The 17,346-nt window shown below is 40.6% G+C and carries 20 protein-coding genes; 11 read left to right on the top strand and 9 right to left on the bottom strand.

Translation table 11 applies throughout. The annotated features are described in order from the left end of the window. Nucleotides 1-28: 28 nt before the first annotated feature. Genes A11Q_RS10425 through A11Q_RS10395 form a run of 7 tightly spaced genes read left to right on the top strand, consistent with a single transcriptional unit; the run spans nucleotide 29 to nucleotide 4,591 of the window. Nucleotides 29-532 (top strand): OmpA family protein, encoded by a 504-nt coding sequence (locus tag A11Q_RS10425; protein WP_015470775.1) that lies wholly within the window; start codon nucleotides 29-31, stop codon nucleotides 530-532. Between the two features lie 16 nt (nucleotides 533-548). After that, a complete protein-coding gene (locus A11Q_RS10420; RefSeq protein WP_015470774.1) occupies nucleotides 549-857 on the top strand; it encodes a DUF4398 domain-containing protein in 309 nt (102 codons plus the stop codon). After that, on the top strand, nucleotides 854-1,582 hold the full coding sequence (locus A11Q_RS10415; RefSeq protein WP_015470773.1) for a tetratricopeptide repeat protein: 729 nt from the start codon (nucleotides 854-856) through the stop codon (nucleotides 1,580-1,582). The genes A11Q_RS10420 and A11Q_RS10415 overlap by 4 nt, the downstream gene beginning before the upstream one ends. 4 nt (nucleotides 1,583-1,586) lie before the next feature. Further along, nucleotides 1,587-2,636, top strand: a complete 1,050-nt coding sequence (tsaD, locus tag A11Q_RS10410) for a tRNA (adenosine(37)-N6)-threonylcarbamoyltransferase complex transferase subunit TsaD (protein WP_015470772.1) — start codon at nucleotides 1,587-1,589, stop codon at nucleotides 2,634-2,636. Nucleotides 2,637-2,645: 9 nt separating this feature from the next. Then, nucleotides 2,646-3,452: a 16S rRNA (adenine(1518)-N(6)/adenine(1519)-N(6))-dimethyltransferase RsmA gene (gene rsmA / locus A11Q_RS10405; protein WP_015470771.1), complete on the top strand. Its 807-nt coding sequence runs from the start codon at nucleotides 2,646-2,648 to the stop codon at nucleotides 3,450-3,452. Nucleotides 3,453-3,465: 13 nt separating this feature from the next. Next, entirely contained in the window at nucleotides 3,466-3,918 is a 453-nt protein-coding gene (gene smpB / locus A11Q_RS10400; RefSeq protein ID WP_015470770.1) for an SsrA-binding protein SmpB, read from the top strand. 37 nt (nucleotides 3,919-3,955) lie between these two features. Next, entirely contained in the window at nucleotides 3,956-4,591 is a 636-nt protein-coding gene (locus A11Q_RS10395) for a hypothetical protein (RefSeq protein WP_015470769.1), read from the top strand. A 21-nt stretch (nucleotides 4,592-4,612) separates the two neighbouring features. Here A11Q_RS10395 and A11Q_RS10390 read toward each other — a convergent pair whose 3' ends face one another. From A11Q_RS10390 to A11Q_RS10375, 4 genes are all read right to left on the bottom strand, one after another. After that, on the bottom strand, nucleotides 4,613-5,290 hold the full coding sequence (locus A11Q_RS10390) for a flagellar brake protein (protein ID WP_015470768.1): 678 nt from the start codon (nucleotides 5,288-5,290) through the stop codon (nucleotides 4,613-4,615). Next, nucleotides 5,287-6,147, bottom strand: coding sequence for an SAM-dependent methyltransferase (locus A11Q_RS10385; protein ID WP_158320371.1), 861 nt, complete (start codon nucleotides 6,145-6,147; stop codon nucleotides 5,287-5,289). Before A11Q_RS10385 ends, A11Q_RS10390 begins: the two co-directional genes overlap by 4 nt. A 58-nt stretch (nucleotides 6,148-6,205) precedes the next feature. After that, a complete protein-coding gene (locus A11Q_RS10380) occupies nucleotides 6,206-6,502 on the bottom strand; it encodes a hypothetical protein (protein WP_015470766.1) in 297 nt (98 codons plus the stop codon). A gap of 183 nt (nucleotides 6,503-6,685) precedes the next feature. Further along, nucleotides 6,686-8,728: a hypothetical protein gene (locus A11Q_RS10375; RefSeq protein WP_015470765.1), complete on the bottom strand. Its 2,043-nt coding sequence runs from the start codon at nucleotides 8,726-8,728 to the stop codon at nucleotides 6,686-6,688. A gap of 180 nt (nucleotides 8,729-8,908) precedes the next feature. On the opposite strand from A11Q_RS10375, the gene A11Q_RS10370 reads away from it, so the two are divergent. After that, on the top strand, nucleotides 8,909-9,286 hold the full coding sequence (locus A11Q_RS10370) for a YkgJ family cysteine cluster protein (protein ID WP_015470764.1): 378 nt from the start codon (nucleotides 8,909-8,911) through the stop codon (nucleotides 9,284-9,286). A 144-nt stretch (nucleotides 9,287-9,430) separates the two neighbouring features. Beyond that, complete coding sequence (locus A11Q_RS10365) at nucleotides 9,431-10,576, top strand: hypothetical protein (protein WP_015470763.1); 1,146 nt, start codon at nucleotides 9,431-9,433, stop codon at nucleotides 10,574-10,576. On the opposite strand, the gene rfaE2 is transcribed toward A11Q_RS10365, so the two are convergent. The 5 genes from rfaE2 to A11Q_RS10340 form a co-directional block, all read right to left on the bottom strand. After that, a complete protein-coding gene (rfaE2, locus tag A11Q_RS10360; protein ID WP_015470762.1) occupies nucleotides 10,573-11,049 on the bottom strand; it encodes a D-glycero-beta-D-manno-heptose 1-phosphate adenylyltransferase in 477 nt (158 codons plus the stop codon). The genes A11Q_RS10365 and rfaE2 overlap by 4 nt on opposite strands. Then, a complete protein-coding gene (locus A11Q_RS10355) occupies nucleotides 11,042-11,869 on the bottom strand; it encodes an RDD family protein (RefSeq protein ID WP_015470761.1) in 828 nt (275 codons plus the stop codon). Before A11Q_RS10355 ends, rfaE2 begins: the two co-directional genes overlap by 8 nt. A gap of 51 nt (nucleotides 11,870-11,920) precedes the next feature. Continuing rightward, a complete protein-coding gene (locus tag A11Q_RS10350) occupies nucleotides 11,921-12,694 on the bottom strand; it encodes an RsmE family RNA methyltransferase (protein WP_015470760.1) in 774 nt (257 codons plus the stop codon). Then, complete coding sequence (locus tag A11Q_RS10345; protein WP_015470759.1) at nucleotides 12,694-13,596, bottom strand: 50S ribosomal protein L11 methyltransferase; 903 nt, start codon at nucleotides 13,594-13,596, stop codon at nucleotides 12,694-12,696. Before A11Q_RS10345 ends, A11Q_RS10350 begins: the two co-directional genes overlap by 1 nt. Before the next feature lie 85 nt (nucleotides 13,597-13,681). Then, nucleotides 13,682-14,293: a hypothetical protein gene (locus A11Q_RS10340; protein ID WP_015470758.1), complete on the bottom strand. Its 612-nt coding sequence runs from the start codon at nucleotides 14,291-14,293 to the stop codon at nucleotides 13,682-13,684. Nucleotides 14,294-14,456: 163 nt separating this feature from the next. Between A11Q_RS10340 and A11Q_RS10335 the strand changes: the two genes are divergently transcribed. Next, on the top strand, nucleotides 14,457-15,887 hold the full coding sequence (locus A11Q_RS10335; RefSeq protein ID WP_015470757.1) for a hypothetical protein: 1,431 nt from the start codon (nucleotides 14,457-14,459) through the stop codon (nucleotides 15,885-15,887). 3 nt (nucleotides 15,888-15,890) lie between these two features. Continuing rightward, nucleotides 15,891-17,342: an adenylate/guanylate cyclase domain-containing protein gene (locus A11Q_RS10330; protein WP_015470756.1), complete on the top strand. Its 1,452-nt coding sequence runs from the start codon at nucleotides 15,891-15,893 to the stop codon at nucleotides 17,340-17,342. Nucleotides 17,343-17,346 lie beyond the last annotated feature (4 nt).

Below are 17,346 nucleotides of genomic sequence, written 5' to 3'. Positions count from 1 at the left end.
TTAAGTTTAATTTACGAAGGAGTAAAACATGAAAAAGTTATTGTTATCATTAGCGATTGTCTCGATGGTTTCTGGTTGTGCGCTGTTCAGAAGCAGCAACACAGATTCAGGCGTGACTTCAGAAACAACAGCATCTGGTGGAACAGTTGCAGTAGATTCATCAATGGGATTTGCAGCTACAGGAAGTGACGCGGGTTTAATCCCAGGCGTTCAAACTGTAAGATTCAAATATGACAGTGATGTTCTATCTGATGGCGAACAACAAAAGTTAGAAGGCAACGCTCAATGGTTGAAAACAAATTCTTCAGCTCAATTGATTATCGAAGGTCACTGTGACCAAAGAGGCTCTACTGAGTACAATTTGGCTTTAGGTGAAAGACGCGCTAACAAAGTTAAGCAAATGCTAGTTGGTTTAGGTATCGCTGGTAACCGCTTATCTACTGTGAGCTATGGTAAAGAGAGACCTCTTACTCGTGGTGAATCTGAAAGCGATTTAGCTTTAAACCGTCGTGCTAACTTCGTAGCACAGTAATTGATTTAGGTATCTGATGAGTTGGTGGAGAGGAGTTATTTTAGTATTTGCAATCACACTGAGTGCTTGCGTGCATACCCCTCCACCTATTCTTGAATACACATTGGCCGACACGGCCATTAAGTCTGCCAGAGCCGTTCAGGCCGTTCGCTATGCCCCTTCTTTGTGGCATGAGGCAGAAGAAGCTTTCAGACAAGCGCGTATCCTTTACAGAGAACGGGAATATGATCAAGCGCTAGATCTATTTAATAAAGCCCGCTCAGCAGCCGAGAAAGCAGAAAACTCTGCACGATTGATTCGTCAACGCAACGGAGAGATTTTATGATCCGAAAAATTTTAGTGTTAGTGTCTTTAATTGCTTTGAGTTCGTGTTTAAAAACTCGCTCAGAGTTATCAGGACAGGATCAAGAATATCTTTATGGGCAAAAACACGCTGATAATCAGTTAGCTCAAATTCAGTCCACTAATATTCAACGAGAACAAGCTGTACAAACCACTGCGGTTCTTGATGATAAAGATGAACTCATCCGCACTTTAAATGGGCGTGTTGAAGTTTTAGAAAACCAATTAAGTACATTAATTCAAGAAAAAGAAAATGCAGCGCCATCTGAAGATGCGCAAAAGGTTACGCTTTTACAAGAAGCTGTGGCTAAAATGGAATTGCAAATACAAAAGTTAGAGCACGAGTTATCGAGCACGACTGTTATTGCAAAGCCAGAAGATAAAGCCTTAGATGATATTACAAAACCGAAAGCAGACGAATCTGCCGAAACTGTAGTGGAACCTAAGAAAAAAGATTCCTACGAAGTGGCAAAAGATCACTTTGCTCGTAAGGAATGGAAAAAGGCTATTTTAAATTTTCAAAAATATACTGATGAGTCTCCTAAAGGTAAGAATATCGCTGATGCTAAATACAGAATCGGTGTGAGTTTCCAAGAGTTAGGAATGAAAGAAGAAGCGATGGCTTTCTATGAAGAAGTCGTGGCTAATTACTCTAAAACCGAAGCGGGGAAGAGTGCTCGTTCCCGCCTTTCAAAATTGAAAAAGTAATTGTGTGAACCAGATCAGAAGAGTCTTATCCGTTGAAACCAGCTGTGATGACACTTCTGTTGCCATTGTGGATGATCAAGGCTACGTCATACGCCAAGTTTCTGCGAATCAAGATTTAGAACATGCTCCCTATGGAGGAATCGTTCCCGAGATTGCCAGTCGCAATCACTCGGTGGCTTTACTGCCTTTAATTCAACACGTATTAGACAAATCGGAACTCTCGTGGAAAGACATCGAGGGTTTGGTTGTGACCAATCGTCCCGGTTTAATTGGCTCGTTGATTGTGGGTATCATGACATTGAAGTCGATCTCGCAATCCTATGGTATTCCATTAATTGGAGTGAATCATCTTGAGGGACACCTATTAGCACCATTTCTAAAAGATGATTCTTATGCTCCACCAGCTGACTTTAATTATCCGTATATCGCTTTGGCTGTCAGCGGTGGTCACAGCAGTTTATATTGGGTGAAGTCATTTTCTGAATACACTGTCATCGGATCTACCAAAGATGATGCTGCCGGAGAAGCCTTTGATAAATTTGCTAAGATGATCGGTCTTGGATATCCGGGGGGAGTGCAAGTCGATAAGTGTGCGCAGCAAGGCGATCCTCAAAAGTATCAGTTTCCTCGTAGTTTGGTGAATGAAGATAATCTGATGATGAGTTTTAGTGGCCTGAAGTCATCCGCGCATCGCCTTTTGCAGACCATGACTCAGGAACAAATTGAACACGAGCGGGACCATCTTTGTGCGTCTTTTCAGGAAGCCATTGTGGATGTCTTGATCAGCAAGGCGACCAAGGCAGCCGCTCGCTACCAATGTAATCGTCTTGTGATTACGGGGGGAGTGAGTGCGAATAGCCGCTTAAGAGCACGGGCGCAAGCTTTAGAGCCTAAATATCAAGTGGTCATTCCTCCATTGCGTTACTGTACAGACAATGCAGCGATGATTGGATACACAGGTATTTTACGACTGAATCGTGGTGAAAGAAATGACCTCAGCATGGGGCCATCACCGCAGTTATATGAGAATGATTTTTCTTATGATTTGCAATAGGAGCGAAAGTTGACAGCATTAGAAAGACTTGAAAAACGCTTAGCCGAATTGCAGATTATCGCTAAAAAGTCATTGGGACAGAACTTCCTCGTTTCTGATGGTGTCATCAATAAAATTTTAGATGCCGTTGCAGATGAAAGCCCTCAGAAGGTTCTTGAAATTGGCCCTGGTTGTGGCGCTCTGACAGATCTTCTTGCCGAAAAATACAAGGATTTGACGTTAATCGAATTAGATCGACATCTGGCTGAATTTTGGCGTCAGCAGAATCTGAATGTGATCGAAGGCGATGCTTTACGCATGGACTGGAGTTTTGGTTCCAGTTACTTACTGGTCAGTAACCTGCCTTATCAGATTTCATCTTCTTTAGTGATTGAACGCAGCATGGATGACAGCCAATTACAGGCCATGGTGCTGATGTTTCAAAAAGAAGTGGCGCAAAGAATTCGAGCGATGCCGCAGACTGAACACTATGGTATGCTGTCGGTCATAGCTCAAGAGTTCTGGCAGATCAGCACCGTGTGTGATGCCGGCTCGCGTGAGTTTAAGCCGGCGCCGAAAGTGTCGAGCCGTGTATTAAAATTCCTACCGCGTACATCGGAAATTCAAAATAAGGCAGAGTATCTGGCCTTTGTAAAAGCGTGCTTTCAGCAGCGCCGACGTGTTTTAAGTACGAATTTAGCGGCTTTAAATCAGCAGTACGACAAATCAAAGTTTAAAGATTGGCTCGAGCAAAACAAAAAAAGTGATAAAGTCCGTGCAGAAGAGCTTTCTGTTAAGGAAATTGCAAATCTGTATCATTTTTTGAAGATGAAGTGATAGGATAGGGTATATGTCGATTCTAATTATACAAGAAAATCGCAGTGTTCGACATGACTACCATATTATTGAAACCTTTGAAGCGGGTTTAGTATTAACGGGTAGTGAAGTAAAATCTATTCGGGCACACAGTGTACAGCTAAAAGATTCCTATATTTCATTTAAAGGCCATGAGGCTTTTTTACAAAATGCCCATATCAGCGAATACAAAGCTAGCAGCTATAACAACCATCACCCAGAAAGACTTAGAAAAATTCTTTTACATAAGAGTGAACTAGATAAAATCTATGGCTCTTTACGGGAAAAAGGTCTGACCTGCGTAGCCACCAAAATTTATTTCAAAAAAGGTCGTGTTAAAGTAGAGATCGCCTTGGTTAAAGGTAAGAAGTTACACGATAAGCGCGAAGCTATCAAAAAGCGTGATGTGGATACTCATTTAAGACGAGTGAAACAAGTTTCTAAATAAAGTTGGTAATTTTGTCCGCACAGGTTAAAATGGGGACATGATTCAATATATCTTAGGCTTCATTATATTAGCGCTAGCAGTGGGCTGTCAGGTTTCGTCAACTCGTGAGGATGCTGGAAGTTCAACGCCCCAACAGTTGGTAGATCCCAAATACAGTATTGCACAAGATCGTAGTGAATTAGACAAGCTACGCAGTTCTGTTCCAGAAGAAACACGCAGACAGAATGATGAAAAAGCATTGATGGCAGAATTGATGGCTGACCTCAATACGCCGCCAGCGCGTGTTCGTGAAAAGTTTATGGATCTGGTTAGAAAAAAACGTGAGCTTTTTAATAAAGACATGACCCGAGCACGTGAAGAGTTTAATAAAAAAGAGCGCCGTGACCGCGAAGAGTTCACTAAGCAGCAAAAAGAAGTTCGTGAGAATTTTTTAAGCTCTAAAGTTTCCAGTGAAAAACGCACTGATTTTTTCAACGATCAAGATGAAAGAAGACGTACTTTTTCTGCCGATCAGCGCGACGCCCGCGATGAATTTGAAGCGGATGTTCGTGAAAAACGAAAAAACTTTGAAGATTATGCAAAAGAAAAAATAGACGAATTCAACGAGCTTCATAAAGACTACACTTTGCGTTGGAATGAAAAGAACAAAGCACAAAAATCGAGTGGGTATTAAAGAGGACCAGCAAAAAAAGAGCTAGCTATTACGTCCACGATGGAAGCGATCTAAAAACATTAATAGAGCTTGAACTTCCGATAGGACTTCTGCATTCACTTCTTCGAAACTGCAACCTACTAAAAAGCCATTATCTTCCAGTGGTTTAATATGGCGAGCTATCAACTGTAAAGCGGCAAATTCAAAGCGATCGAGTTTTAGATAAATTTCAAACTTATCATTTTGTTTGAGTAGGGATTCACCGCTGGCCGATTCAAAAAAGACTTGGCATCCACCCAAACTGATATCGCGAATTTCTAAGGTGGCTTCTTTTTTTAAAGGCTCTAAATTAATTTTTTTTAGGCGACAGGTGTATTTTACGCCAAGAGGCATGGATACGCGGTAATTATTACGTCTTTGTAATTGAAAAATATGTTCTGGTTTTTTTATCTGGCACTCAGCTTCTTCATTATTAATGGCAGAAACGAAAAAATAAAGTTCATCGTTTAGATGAAAACAGACAGTGACCTTTTCATCTAAAATTTGATTGGTGCCTAAAGAGGGAAGAATGAAACCACTGGATCTGACAGATTTTATTTCTGACTTGGCATATTGATCACGAACCTTAAGAATCAGCTCTGTTTGATGTTCAGAAATTGATTTTATAATCTCTGAAAAAGCTGATGAACTTATTTTGTTAAAAAAAGATTCTTGGCTCATTTTTTATTACCTTGTCTAATCCATGTTACTTCATTTTTATTCTGATACAAATGGATTATTCTTGAGTCCTGAATCTGTAGAAATTCTTTTAAGATATCAAAGTTACAATCACCCTTAAATTTAATCGTGCAGACAAAGTTTTGTACATTCGAGTTGTCTATCCAATTGTGAACAAGACCCAGAAGTCTTTCTGGCGTGCAGATAATATCTGAAAATAGCCAACTGCAATCAGCAAAATCAGTAGGCTTTATTTGGAAGGCATCCCCAGAGGTATAGAGGATATTTTTTTGTTGCTGTATTTTCTCAGACAGCGGTGCTTTGTCCACCGAGTACACTTTAGAAACAAATTGGCTTAGAACCCACGACCAGCCGCCGGGGCTTGAACCCAAATCAATTGCGATATCCGATTTGTCTAAATGGATGTATCCTAAAGACAAGACTTCCCAGAGCTTCAGGTAGGCTCGATTCGGTGGGATGGCCTTATCTTCTTTGAACTCGTGCCACCCCAGTGGAAATTGTGATGAAGGGGACTGGCATACAATCAAATGGGAGCTATCTAATAGTCCCCATGCAAAATACTTAAAATTAAATGGCGATGGGACTTTGAATTCAATACGTTTGAGGCTCAGTTCACGCAGATCTTTACGTATACTATCGGCCAACTTAGTATTGGCATCGGTAGGAAAATAAACCCCTAGAGTGTCGAAAGATTTTAAAACTTTAACAGCATGGGCTTTATTAGAAAACTCAATACACTGACAGTCGCTTAACAGCTCTTGTGCCCATATTGGTTTTTTATCTAAGGGCGCAACGATAAAGTACTTATTATTTTTAAATACAATCGTATGACCAGACAAAAGGAGCTCGTTTTCGAGCTCCTTTTCAAACCTTATAAAAGGAATTAGAACGCTAAAATTAGGCGGCAGCTTTTTGTGCAGGAGAAAGGAGTCCATGTTGATTTAACGTGTTGATACAGTTGCTCCAAAAAACTTCTTTTGAATTGATTTCATTAGCACTGAATTTCGCTTTTGGATAAGTGCTATTATAGAAATGATCGCAGAATTGGTCTTCATTTGAATGGCGTACGACTTTCATTAACATAGAAAAGTGAACATCATTAAAAGAAGGACCGACGAGCATTTTCTTCAAAGCCGATTCCGGTGTCTGAGTCAAAAACTGGTAAACTAAGTTTGCATCGTAATTTGTGTTCATTATATACGTACCTCCAGTACATTTAGTTTATCGGACTGGACTAGACCAAACCTTAATCTTTAATTTCATCTCATATTGAGTCGCTGTAGTAGCTCTAGTAGAGTCATAGCGTTAATTAAAAAAGAAAAAGCCGACTTTTTAGGTCGGCTTTTCTGTTAGGGGTTATTGTCTTGAGGCGGCTGGTTATTGTTGACCAGCCCCTGCTCTTAACATTCTTTGACGATCGGCGAAAGTCAAAGTGTTGTTCGACTGTTGTTGCCAAGTATCGATCAAGTTCGAGAACTCCATCACTTGACCAGCTTGAGCATTTGATAAACCGAATTCCAAACCATTTACTGTTCTTTCCATAGTTTCTGAAACTTGGTAACGAGTGTTGATGCTCACGGCGAAGTATTTCGCTAAGTCCGCTTTAGTTTCAGCACTTGCTTTTACATATGGGTTCGACGCATCACCAAAGATTGTCGGATTGTAAAGAGCGATCAACAGAGCCGGAATGTTGTTACGGATGTTAGTGTCTGAATCATGTGCTAGATCGTAGATGCTTGTATTACACTCGCCCCATAATCTTTCAGCGATACGTTTAAAGAATCCGCTTCTTTGTTCACGTGCGCTTATACCGATTAAGTTCGAGTAGCAACCATGCTCTAGAGCATCGTAAATCAAGTTTGATAAAGAGTTCGTACGTTCGTCTACGCGATCGACTACGAATTGAGTTACCAATGGACGGATCGTTTGCTTGATAGCCTCTTGTTTTTGATTTTGGCTAGACTGATCCCAGTTCATGCGCTCTTTAATCTTAACAAAAAGTCCTTTTGCGAAGAAGTAGTTCGAATAAACATTCGAGATATTATCTAACTGTCTTGCTTCTGCGCTGTCATCTGCAACAACTGTTGTTTGGATGTCACGGCCACATTGCAAGATTCCCGCATTACACAGTTTCGCGTAAGTTAATAACTCTTTTACGTTTTGGTGACGGCGAGCTTCTGTATGGTAAGAGATCCCGACAAGATCATCTAATCCACGGTAACCGCGCGCTTGGCTGTTATCTGTTAATAATACTGATGGTTGGTAAACGACGCTTGAAATAGACTGAATACGCGAACGATTTTGACGTTTTGTTTCAGATCTATAACCCACTAAGTACTGACCAGCTCTTAATTGGCTTGTCCCCATATTCATGTTCACCAAGTTCATACTTTGTAAGCTATCTGTATTACTTTGGATAAAGTTAGGAATAAGTCTGAAGCGTACACGTGTACGTTGACCACTCACGATATTGTTCGAAACATTTTGTGTTTTGATCACACCTGAATTAGCTGCGGTGCTGGCTTCATCTGAAGCGACAACATCGATAAGACCTTTTGCTAACTCATTGTCTAAGCTGATACCTTCGCGCAATAAGCGCTCATCTTGTAAGATCGAGATTTCATCGAATGATTGTAAAATCTTATCCAATGCAGCTGTCGCTGTTGGGTTTGAAAGATCATAAGTGAACGTAGCAAGATCGGCTGTACCACGAAGACGGGCGTTGTGTTCAATAGATAAAAGTTTTAAACGCAATAAACCTGGAACGATATTGATGCTCACGCTACCAGCTAACTGCACGGCATTTTCGTCGGCATTAGCAAAGTTCAATGTGATTTTACCATCAGCCTCTTTTAGGATTTTAACAGTGATTTTACCAGAGAAGATTTTACCGGCGCGGACACCACCACTAGCAGGTGTTGAACGTGTTCCATCATGTAAGTCTAATCCAAGGAATGTGGCTTTATTCAAAGTGATAGAAGCCATATCACCGGCACGCATACTGTTTTGTAAAACAGAAGAGTTTAAATTTTTTAAATTGTATGGGCTGAACATAATATTAGTTGCAGCAGTTTTCCAGTCCGTATGATAACGGCCGTATGTCAGTTGACGAGACACTTCGCGGTCCGCCACTAAACCAGCACCTACGCGTACACGCACTTTATCTTTCCAGCGATCTTGTCTAAGATAGCGACCAGAATCTGGATCTAATATATATTGATATTCTAAACCTGTAGACGCATGCAATACATCACCTAGATCAAAACCTAAGTCAAAGAAGTCGACTCCGGCTCTAATATCAGCTTCACGTAGTTTAGCTCCTACTGATTCACGGATGCGGCTGATAGTACCATCTTCTGACCAAGCGGTTTGCGCCAAGAGCAAGGTCGTTGTCATCAAGGCATTAATTGCACGTTTCATGTCTTCTCCTTAAGTGATGGGGGATCACTTTATAATAGTTTTAAAAGGGTTTTTGAAAACCAGTTGAAGACTACTAAGGCAAAAGGTATGCCGCGTGTTCAGATCAACTATAAATAATTTACGCGATCTGATTGTATAAAGTTTGGACGTTATGACGTTTAGGGCTTACACTCTAGCTTTATGAAACCGGATAAAGATCGGCCCAGCACGTGGAAAAAATATGATGCAGATAACTGTTCCCGTTGTCGGGCTAACTGCTGTGCGATGCCGGTAGAAGTGAAAGCTTCAGATTTGGTCCGATTAGGGGTTGCTTCTCAAGATGAAGTGGACAACTCGATTAAGAAGTTAGCGAAAAGATTGAAGAAAGAAAAAATCATCACGTCTTATCGCGAGGGCACAGAGTTCTTTATGATCACGCAGAAAGCAAATAGTGATTGCTACTTCTTGGACTCGAGGACCAGACTTTGCACTGTGTACGAACGTCGTCCCGATACCTGTCGTCAGTTCCCCGCACAGATAGGTGCACGTGTAGGATTTTGTCCTGTGGAATGGAAGTAAGTGTCTATTCTATTGACGGCTGTTAGCTGCAAAAAGGCCTTCTTACGACACTGTCTCATAAGGGACCGCTCAGCTCATCTATATTATAGTTAGTCATGCCAAGTTGGTCTTGAAAGTGCTCTTACATTACGTAAGGAGCATTATATGGAATCAGGTTTTACTAAAAACGAAAAGATAGTGGGTGCAGTTTCCTTAACTGCTTTGGCCGCATTTGCTGCGCTTTTCATGCACTTGAACCGTAAATCTTCAGCCTCAACTTCTTTTGATAACAGCATGGTTATTAACTACGAAATGGCCCGTGTTGAGGAATCTTATTCTGAATATAACTTAGATGGTCGCGAATTAGAGCAAATCTATGAAGCTTTAGCTAAAAAAGGAAATGGCAAAGTTAGCAAAGCTGAATTTGAAAAGAAAAAGAAAGAGCTTATTGCTAAGAAAAAAGAAGAGCTAAAAAAGAAAGACGAAGCTAAAAAGAAACAATTAGCTGCTAATCAAAGAAGACAACAGCAACTCACGACAGCCCAGAAGTCTGCACCCGTTGTAGCTCAGGCTCAGCAAGACATTTCTAAAAGAAATGCAGATGCGACTCAAGCGGCAAATACAACTGCACCAGTTGTGGATAGCAATGGCTACGCTGGGAATGCGAATCAAGTTCAAGCAGCTCAAGATCAAGTTAAGAATGAGCCAGAAGAAACTAAGAAAAAGTCTTTCGCTGAGTGGAGATCACTATTGCTGGCATCTCCGACTCCAGAGAACTTATCATTATTTGTAGCCGCTTATCGCCAAAATGAAGTGACTGCGGATGAGTACCAAGCGATGGCTCAGGATTTACTGACTCAACGTGATCAAAACTTTAAATCTTTGGGTTTGATGGCTTTAAGATCAGTGCCTTCATTGGCGAGTTTGTCTCAGTTAGCTCACTTAGATGTGAACAGCTTTGCTGGGTATCAATCTTATATTGAACAGTCATTCAAAGCTTACTTAGTTCAACCGAACTTGCAGTATTTAAGTCAGGCGTTACAGACCCAAGATAAGTCTTTAAAAACTCAGGTTTTGAATATGTTAAATGTGAATTTAACACTGTTAAGCCAAGGTGATGTCAGCGCGATTACGGATCCTCGTCAAAGACGTGATGATTCTGTGGTGATGTTTTCAATGAGCGATTACTTTGTGTTAATGCCAGCATTAAGCCAGATGGTTTCGTCAAGTGATCAAGAGTTAGCTGGGCTTGCAAGACAGGTCGCTGCGATCATTCAAGCTTCGGCTCCGAACAACGTGGCGCAGAACTAAGTTTTCGATTTCTCAATAATGGACGTGGTCGATTTTCCGTGAACGAAATTAAGCGACTGCACGCTGCCACCATAGGAAAGTACAAAGTCACTTCCGACGATCTGTTCAATTTTCCAGTCTCCACCTTTAACTAAAACATCAGGCTTAATGGTTTGGATAAGATTCAATGGAGTCTCTTCAGCAAATAGGATCGTATGATCCACGGATTTTAGAGCGGCTAAGATTTCACTGCGATCTTTTTCATTTTGAATGGGGCGAGTAGGACCTTTGAGCTTACTGACAGAGGCATCTGTATTAATCCCTACAATAAGAACATCACCTAGTTTTTTGGCTTCTTCTAAGTATGTTACGTGACCGATATGTAAAAGGTCGAAGCAACCATTCGTGAAGACGATTTTCTTTTTCTCAGATCGGTAAAGGTCTGTGCACTCAGTTACATTGGCGGTGGTTAAAACGCGTGGAAAGTTAGCCATTTGGTTTTCTGAACATTGGTGTTCCAGTCAGTTGTCCTGCGATATCTTTGTTGAAAAGATAAGAAAGAACAGGAAGCAAAATAAAACCCGTTGCCGTAACTAATAACGTTCTGGCCACAACACGTGGGATATAACTTAAACCTTTTTGGTGAGACTCATCGCCGACTTGTTGGTCAAAAGCCCATTCGCCCGGAGTAAATCCAGCGAAGGCACGAGTCGTGACCATGTAAATGAACATAATCGATAAGAATAAACCACCAGTAGCCGCAAAGACAGACATAGAGGTATTGGCATGTCCTAGATTCATCAAAAGATCTACTTTAGTGATGCTCAGCATAGCGATCATACTCAGTAAAAACATAGCCGTGATCAACATGGCATCCAATGTGGCCGCAAAGAAGAATGGCTTTGATTTCTTTAAAAGAGTTTTTTGTTTTTCAGTTTCATTTAAAAAATCTAAGTGGCGCTTTTGATTTAGATTTTTCAGAATCTCATTTACAGCTGTTTGTGCTTTAGCAATAGAGTCGTCTTCGATAGTCGGGATTTCAAAAGAAGGAACTTTTGGCGTTACCGGAGCTGTGTTCGGACGAGGCGTACTTGTGCGAGGAAGCGGAGCTGAAAAGCTAGGACTAGAACGGGGAGTGTTGCGTGTTGGATTAACTTCGAATCCAGAATCCACATTCGCACCCATACCCATAGTAGAGGCTGCTGAAGTCGAGCGCTGACGTTTTTGAAAGCCCAAACCTTCGTTAATAGGACGGAATTCAAATTCCTCGAAAGGATCATTGCCATTAGAGTTGATATTATTTGTTCCTGCCATTTTCAGCTCCTATTAAGCTTTCTGTTTTGGGCCATCCAGAATATGTTGCAGTTACGTGAGTAAGCCGAACTCATACTTTAGGACGGAGACTAAAGTCAGGCAAGCCGTTTCCACGCGCAAAACCTGCCGTCCAAGGGTCACTGGATGAAGGCCTAGTTGGCGCATTTCTTCGACTTCAGCCTCTGAAAAACCGCCCTCAGAACCCACAATAACCCAAAGATTTTGTGGAAGTGGTTGATTGCTTACTTTTGCGGCTTCTTTAGCTGCATTTAAGTGAGCTTTCACGCCCAGAACGCTATGACCCTCATATGCAAATAGACACCAATTATCCGTGTTTGGGTTAATTGTTTTGAGCATCTCAGACCACTCAACAGGATCTGATATTTTCATCAATTCACCACGTCCACATTGCTGAGTAGCCGACACGATAATTTTTTGCCAGCGGTCTAACTTTCCAGCAGGAAGGTTATTAGGTTTGCGAATAAAACTGAAATCAGAACAGAAAGGTAGAATTGAACTCACACCCATTTCGACCGCTTTTTCGACAATCGCATCCATCACTTGATAGCGCGATACAGACAAAGCGATGTGCACATGCGGACGAGGTAGTGGTTCAATCTCGCGTGTTTCTAAAATTCGCGCTTGCGCCTGCTTGCGATCTTTCTGGGTCACCTCAACAAGGTAAGCTTTTGCGTCTTCTGTTAAAACTTCGAAGTGATGTCCCACATCTTGCCTGCAGACATCGAAGATGTGATGGAAGAGGTCGCCCTTAAATGAGACCTGATCTTCGAAGATCATTTGTTTTTCGATCCAATAGCGACGCATTACTGCGTGCCTTTCTGAACCCAGTATCCCACCCATTCATCTTTTTGAATGCGTTTGATAACTTTCACAGGTTGAGCTTCGATGAATTTTTCAAAAAATAAATTGTCACGCTCTTGTAAAATTCCCGTCAAAAATAAATGACCGCCATCTTTCGTGGCGCGCATCAGATCTTTTTGTAATCGAATCAACACGCCATCAATAATATTCGCCACGACGACATCGTATTGATCGCGAATCTCATCTAATTGCTGGTCTGTGATGTCGACACTTTGAGTTTGGTTCAGTTCACAGTTTTCACGGGCTTTTCTGCGAGCTTCCGGATCAATTTCAATTCCGGTGATTAAAGCAAATCCCATTTTTTCGGCGAGCATCGCTAAGATAGCGGTTCCCGTGCCCACGTCTAACAGTGTCCAGTCTTTAACTTGGTCAGCGTGTTCTGTTGCAATTTTATGAACGAAGTAAGAGGCCATTTTAGTTGTGGCATGGGTTCCGGTTCCGAAAGCCATGCCGGGATCAATTTTAATCTCGTGTTGTGCTTCTTCCGGTTTTTCTAGCCATGAGGGAACGATCCACGTTTTGCCTACCAATTTGAAAGGGACAAAACCTTTTTTCCATTCTTCAAGCCAGTCTTTGCTTTCTTCTTCGTTTGTCGAGTAGGTGATTCCCGAAAATTTTGCTTTTAGTTCACGAAAGAAGTCTTCACTTGGTTTCGCTTCAAAAAATACATCCAAGTCTAAAATGCGTCGCGAGATCAAAGAGGGATCGTAGGTTAAGTCGGGCTGGCTGAAGCTTAACACTTCGCTAAGGCCCAAGGCTTTGTGGTCAAAACAAAAGGTGCTGACCTCTTGTTCTTGCGGGGTGTTTACATTGGATAATCGGATGCGAAAATAGGTGTCACTCATAGGGGGTTATATTTGCCATAACTTCCGAATGGTGACTAGAAGAAAGTGGCGCTAAAATACCGTGTTTTCAGTAAGATAGGCGCCGTTAGATCTGGGGCAGTTCCACTGCCGCTTTAGGGGCTTCTACGGGCGTTCCAGCACCCTGAGTTTGGGCTGCGGGTTCTCTTTTATCCGCCGGTGTTGTCGGAGTCAGTGGAGTCACCAACTGTGACTCTGTAACAATTACTTCATTTGCTTGCGCTTCAGTCGGGTTTACATCGGCCGTTTTGCGTTTATAAACAGGCTTCGAGGTGTCAATAAATGACCCTGCGGTATCGATGCGGTCTCCGGACATGATGCCGATTTGCTCGAGCATGGGCTCTTCATCACGTGAGATTAATTTGAATTCACGCGCAACAGAGACATTATTTCCTAAGTGAATAATTTTGAGTTGTCCGACTGGAGCTTCAAAGTCTCCGACAGATTTTGTAGAAGAGTCGCGCACATTGATTTTTCGTTTAACCGTGACAACCATATTTTTTTTCAAAGCGCTGCCTTCGCCTGCATTCAGATAGTAGTCCTTGTAGATGATATCATCGTCAGCCAAGGTGATGTTACGTCTGACATCAACGATCACGATATCTTGTGCAGATAGAGTAGCTCCTGTTAAGAGGAAACCGACTAATGTGACTAATGTGAAAGGGCGTATTGTTTTCATATATTTCGTATCGGCTTCCGCCTAGCTCAAGATAAGTCGAGTCTAGTCGAGAAATGCAGAGGTTTTGGAAGAGGGTAAAAGTATATAAATAAACTCGACTTTGGATATATGGAATAAGTACTCAAGTATGTCGAAAGGGGAAGGGCAATAATATGGAGGTCTAATGGCAGCTCGTAATGGCAACTTTGTGCACGAAGAACTAAACCCGAAACTTAAATCTGAATATTTAGTAAGACAAGATCGTGTCATTGTTGATTCTGAAAGAGTAAAGGTTCATTTCGAAGGAAATTTTTATCCAGTGTTAAACTTCAGCAGCTTTGGCATATCTGTCAAAAGTGATATCGAGTTCGTCAAAGAACAATCTTATGATTTTGATCTTTATGTAGACCATATTAAATTGATGAAGCTAACAGCCCACTTTGTACGAGCTGATGAAAATGATTTAGGAAAGTACAGTGCGTTTTCTATGGCGGAAACAATTATTGATATTGATACCATAGCACTTGTAAAAAATGTAAATAGCTTGTTGTCAGATACGATCACTCAACAGCAGAACCTATCTCAAATAGATGAGCAGTTTAAGTTGATGACCTACGAGTTAAGACACCTAGTAGATTCTTTAGAAGTTAAAATCAATGAATTACAACCGGATGCTGGGTCCGCAGATGCAAGAGCAGTTTTCGGCAAGGAAGAGGTGATTGCAAGCTTACTTTCTAATGCTCTTTCTGAAGGGTTTAATTCAGTTTATGCAAAAATGGAAAGTGTATTTAAAGGGAAATCGACAGATTTCAAAAAAACACATTTTGATTTTTTCCGCCAGATGTTAGGTGAAAAGTTATATAAAGCACCATATGCCCATCGTACTTTTTATAAACCAAAAGGATACGCAGGTGATTATGAAATGATGAATATCATGTATAGTAATCAAATTCGTGGTGAATCGCTTTTTGCAAAATGCCTTCACCGATATTTTATTGATGAGCCGGCTTCTATTGCTGTTAAAAACCGCGAACAATATCTTAGACGTAAAATTAAGGAAGAATATAAATCAGCTATTGCTAGAAATGGAAAATTTAAACTGATTTCAATAGCTAGTGGACCAGCGATGGAAATTCAAAACTTATTACAGGATGATTCTATTGACTTCAATAAGGTTGAAATTCATTTGTTGGATCAGGATTTAGATGCTTTAAAGCATGCTCAATTTAAAATTTTATCAATTTCGAAAAATTTGAATAAACATGTAAATCTAAAATTACATAATCTTGCAATTAAGAATGTGATAGCAAGAGGTTTGCCTACAAACGACTTTGATTTGATATATTCAGCTGGTTTATTTGACTATTTTACTGATCCTGTTGCGAGTTTTGCTGCAGATCAACTAGTTAAGTCTTTAGATGATGGTGGATTAGCAATTATCGGAAATTTCGGGATCGAGAATCCGAATAGATTCGGTATGGATATGGTATTGGATTGGAATCTTATTTATCGTTCGGAAGAAGATCTACACGGCCTTTTTGCCCAGCACTGTCGTACAATGACGGTTGAGTCGGAAGAAAAAGGAATTAATCTGTTTGCAAATTTAAGAAAGTAAAAAGTGGATAGAAGCGAATTTGACAAGAAAATTCAAGCGGAAGAAGTGCATGACTTTCAGGTCATGCATAAGCTGTTTCTTGTCTTCGCTTTAGTGTATCCGCTTTTCGGTATTCTGGACTTTATTTTTTATCCAGAGCACTTGAAAGAATTTTTAATATTGCGATTTGTATACATACCTATTCCTGTAGGTTGTTACTTGTTGTCTCGTAAGATACAGAATAATAAGGCTCTAGAGTTTCTATCATTTTTTCATGCTACCATTGCTGCCGCGATTATTACTTACATGTCGATTGCTACCAAAGATGGTATTAACTCTGCTTATTATGCGGGTCTAAACTTAGTAGGAATCTCGGCTCTATTGATGTTTTCATTTTCATGGAAAATGTTTTTTGTAACATCTGCCAGCGTCTATTTGCCATATTTACTCTATTCTTCTTATAAAGCTGGACAACAAAATGATTTTAGATACTTTTTTGCTCACGCTTTTTTTATAACATCGACATTTGTTATTGCTATATGTATGAATTCGTTAAAACAGCTTTTGAAAAAAAAGGTTTTAAGTTCACGACTGGCCTTGGAAGAAGAGTTGTTTTCGCGCGAACAAATCATTAAGCAGAAAACAGAAGAAGCGACAAAACTTCATCAATTGTCGGCACAGTTTTCTCCACAAGTTGTAAAAGCCATTCGCGAAGGACAGATATCAATTGATGAGTCTGTTCAACGTGTAAAAATATGTGCAATCTTTATTGATATAGTCCGATCAACAGATAAAGTAACTAAATTGCCAGAACAAAATATTCAACTGTGTTTAGCAAGATTTTTGGATACTTGTCTGACAATATTCCTGAAGTACGACCTGACAATAGATAAGTTTCATGGAGATGGACTATTGGCTTTTTCTAATATGCCAATTTCGCGTGAAGATTTTATTGAAAGAACTTGTATGGCTGCATTAGAAGCTGTTGATGGTATTAAAGCCGATCGAGAATTCTACATGAAGCACTGGATGTCGGAACTGCAGGTACGCGTCGGTATTTCTGTCGGATATGCGAATGTTGGATTCTATGGAAATAGAAAATACTTTAAGACATTTACAGCAATTGGCACTCCGTTGCCGTACGCCAGCCGGTTAACATCCATTGCTGAGCCAAATCAAATTTTAGTGAATCAAGAAATAGCTGAAAATTTGAATCAGCTGGGATATGTGTTAAAAAGCCAAGGACAAAAACAGCTCAAGGGATTTGAAGAAGATAAGAACCCTGTGTTCGAGCTAATAAGTGCGCCTCATATGTTGACTCATCGGGAAGAAGCAAAAACATGTCCGGATCATCCGCATTCAGTTCTATTCCTAGATACGAATAATGACGGACATTTTGTATTTAAATGCCGTGAATGTGATTACGAAGAGTCCCAAGTTGGCTTTTCAGATCGTAAAATCTCAAAAGCCTCTTAGGATT

The organism is Pseudobdellovibrio exovorus JSS (assembly GCF_000348725.1).
Lineage (GTDB): Bacteria > Bdellovibrionota > Bdellovibrionia > Bdellovibrionales > Bdellovibrionaceae > Pseudobdellovibrio > Pseudobdellovibrio exovorus.
This window is presented reverse-complemented; position numbering and strand designations above follow the sequence as displayed.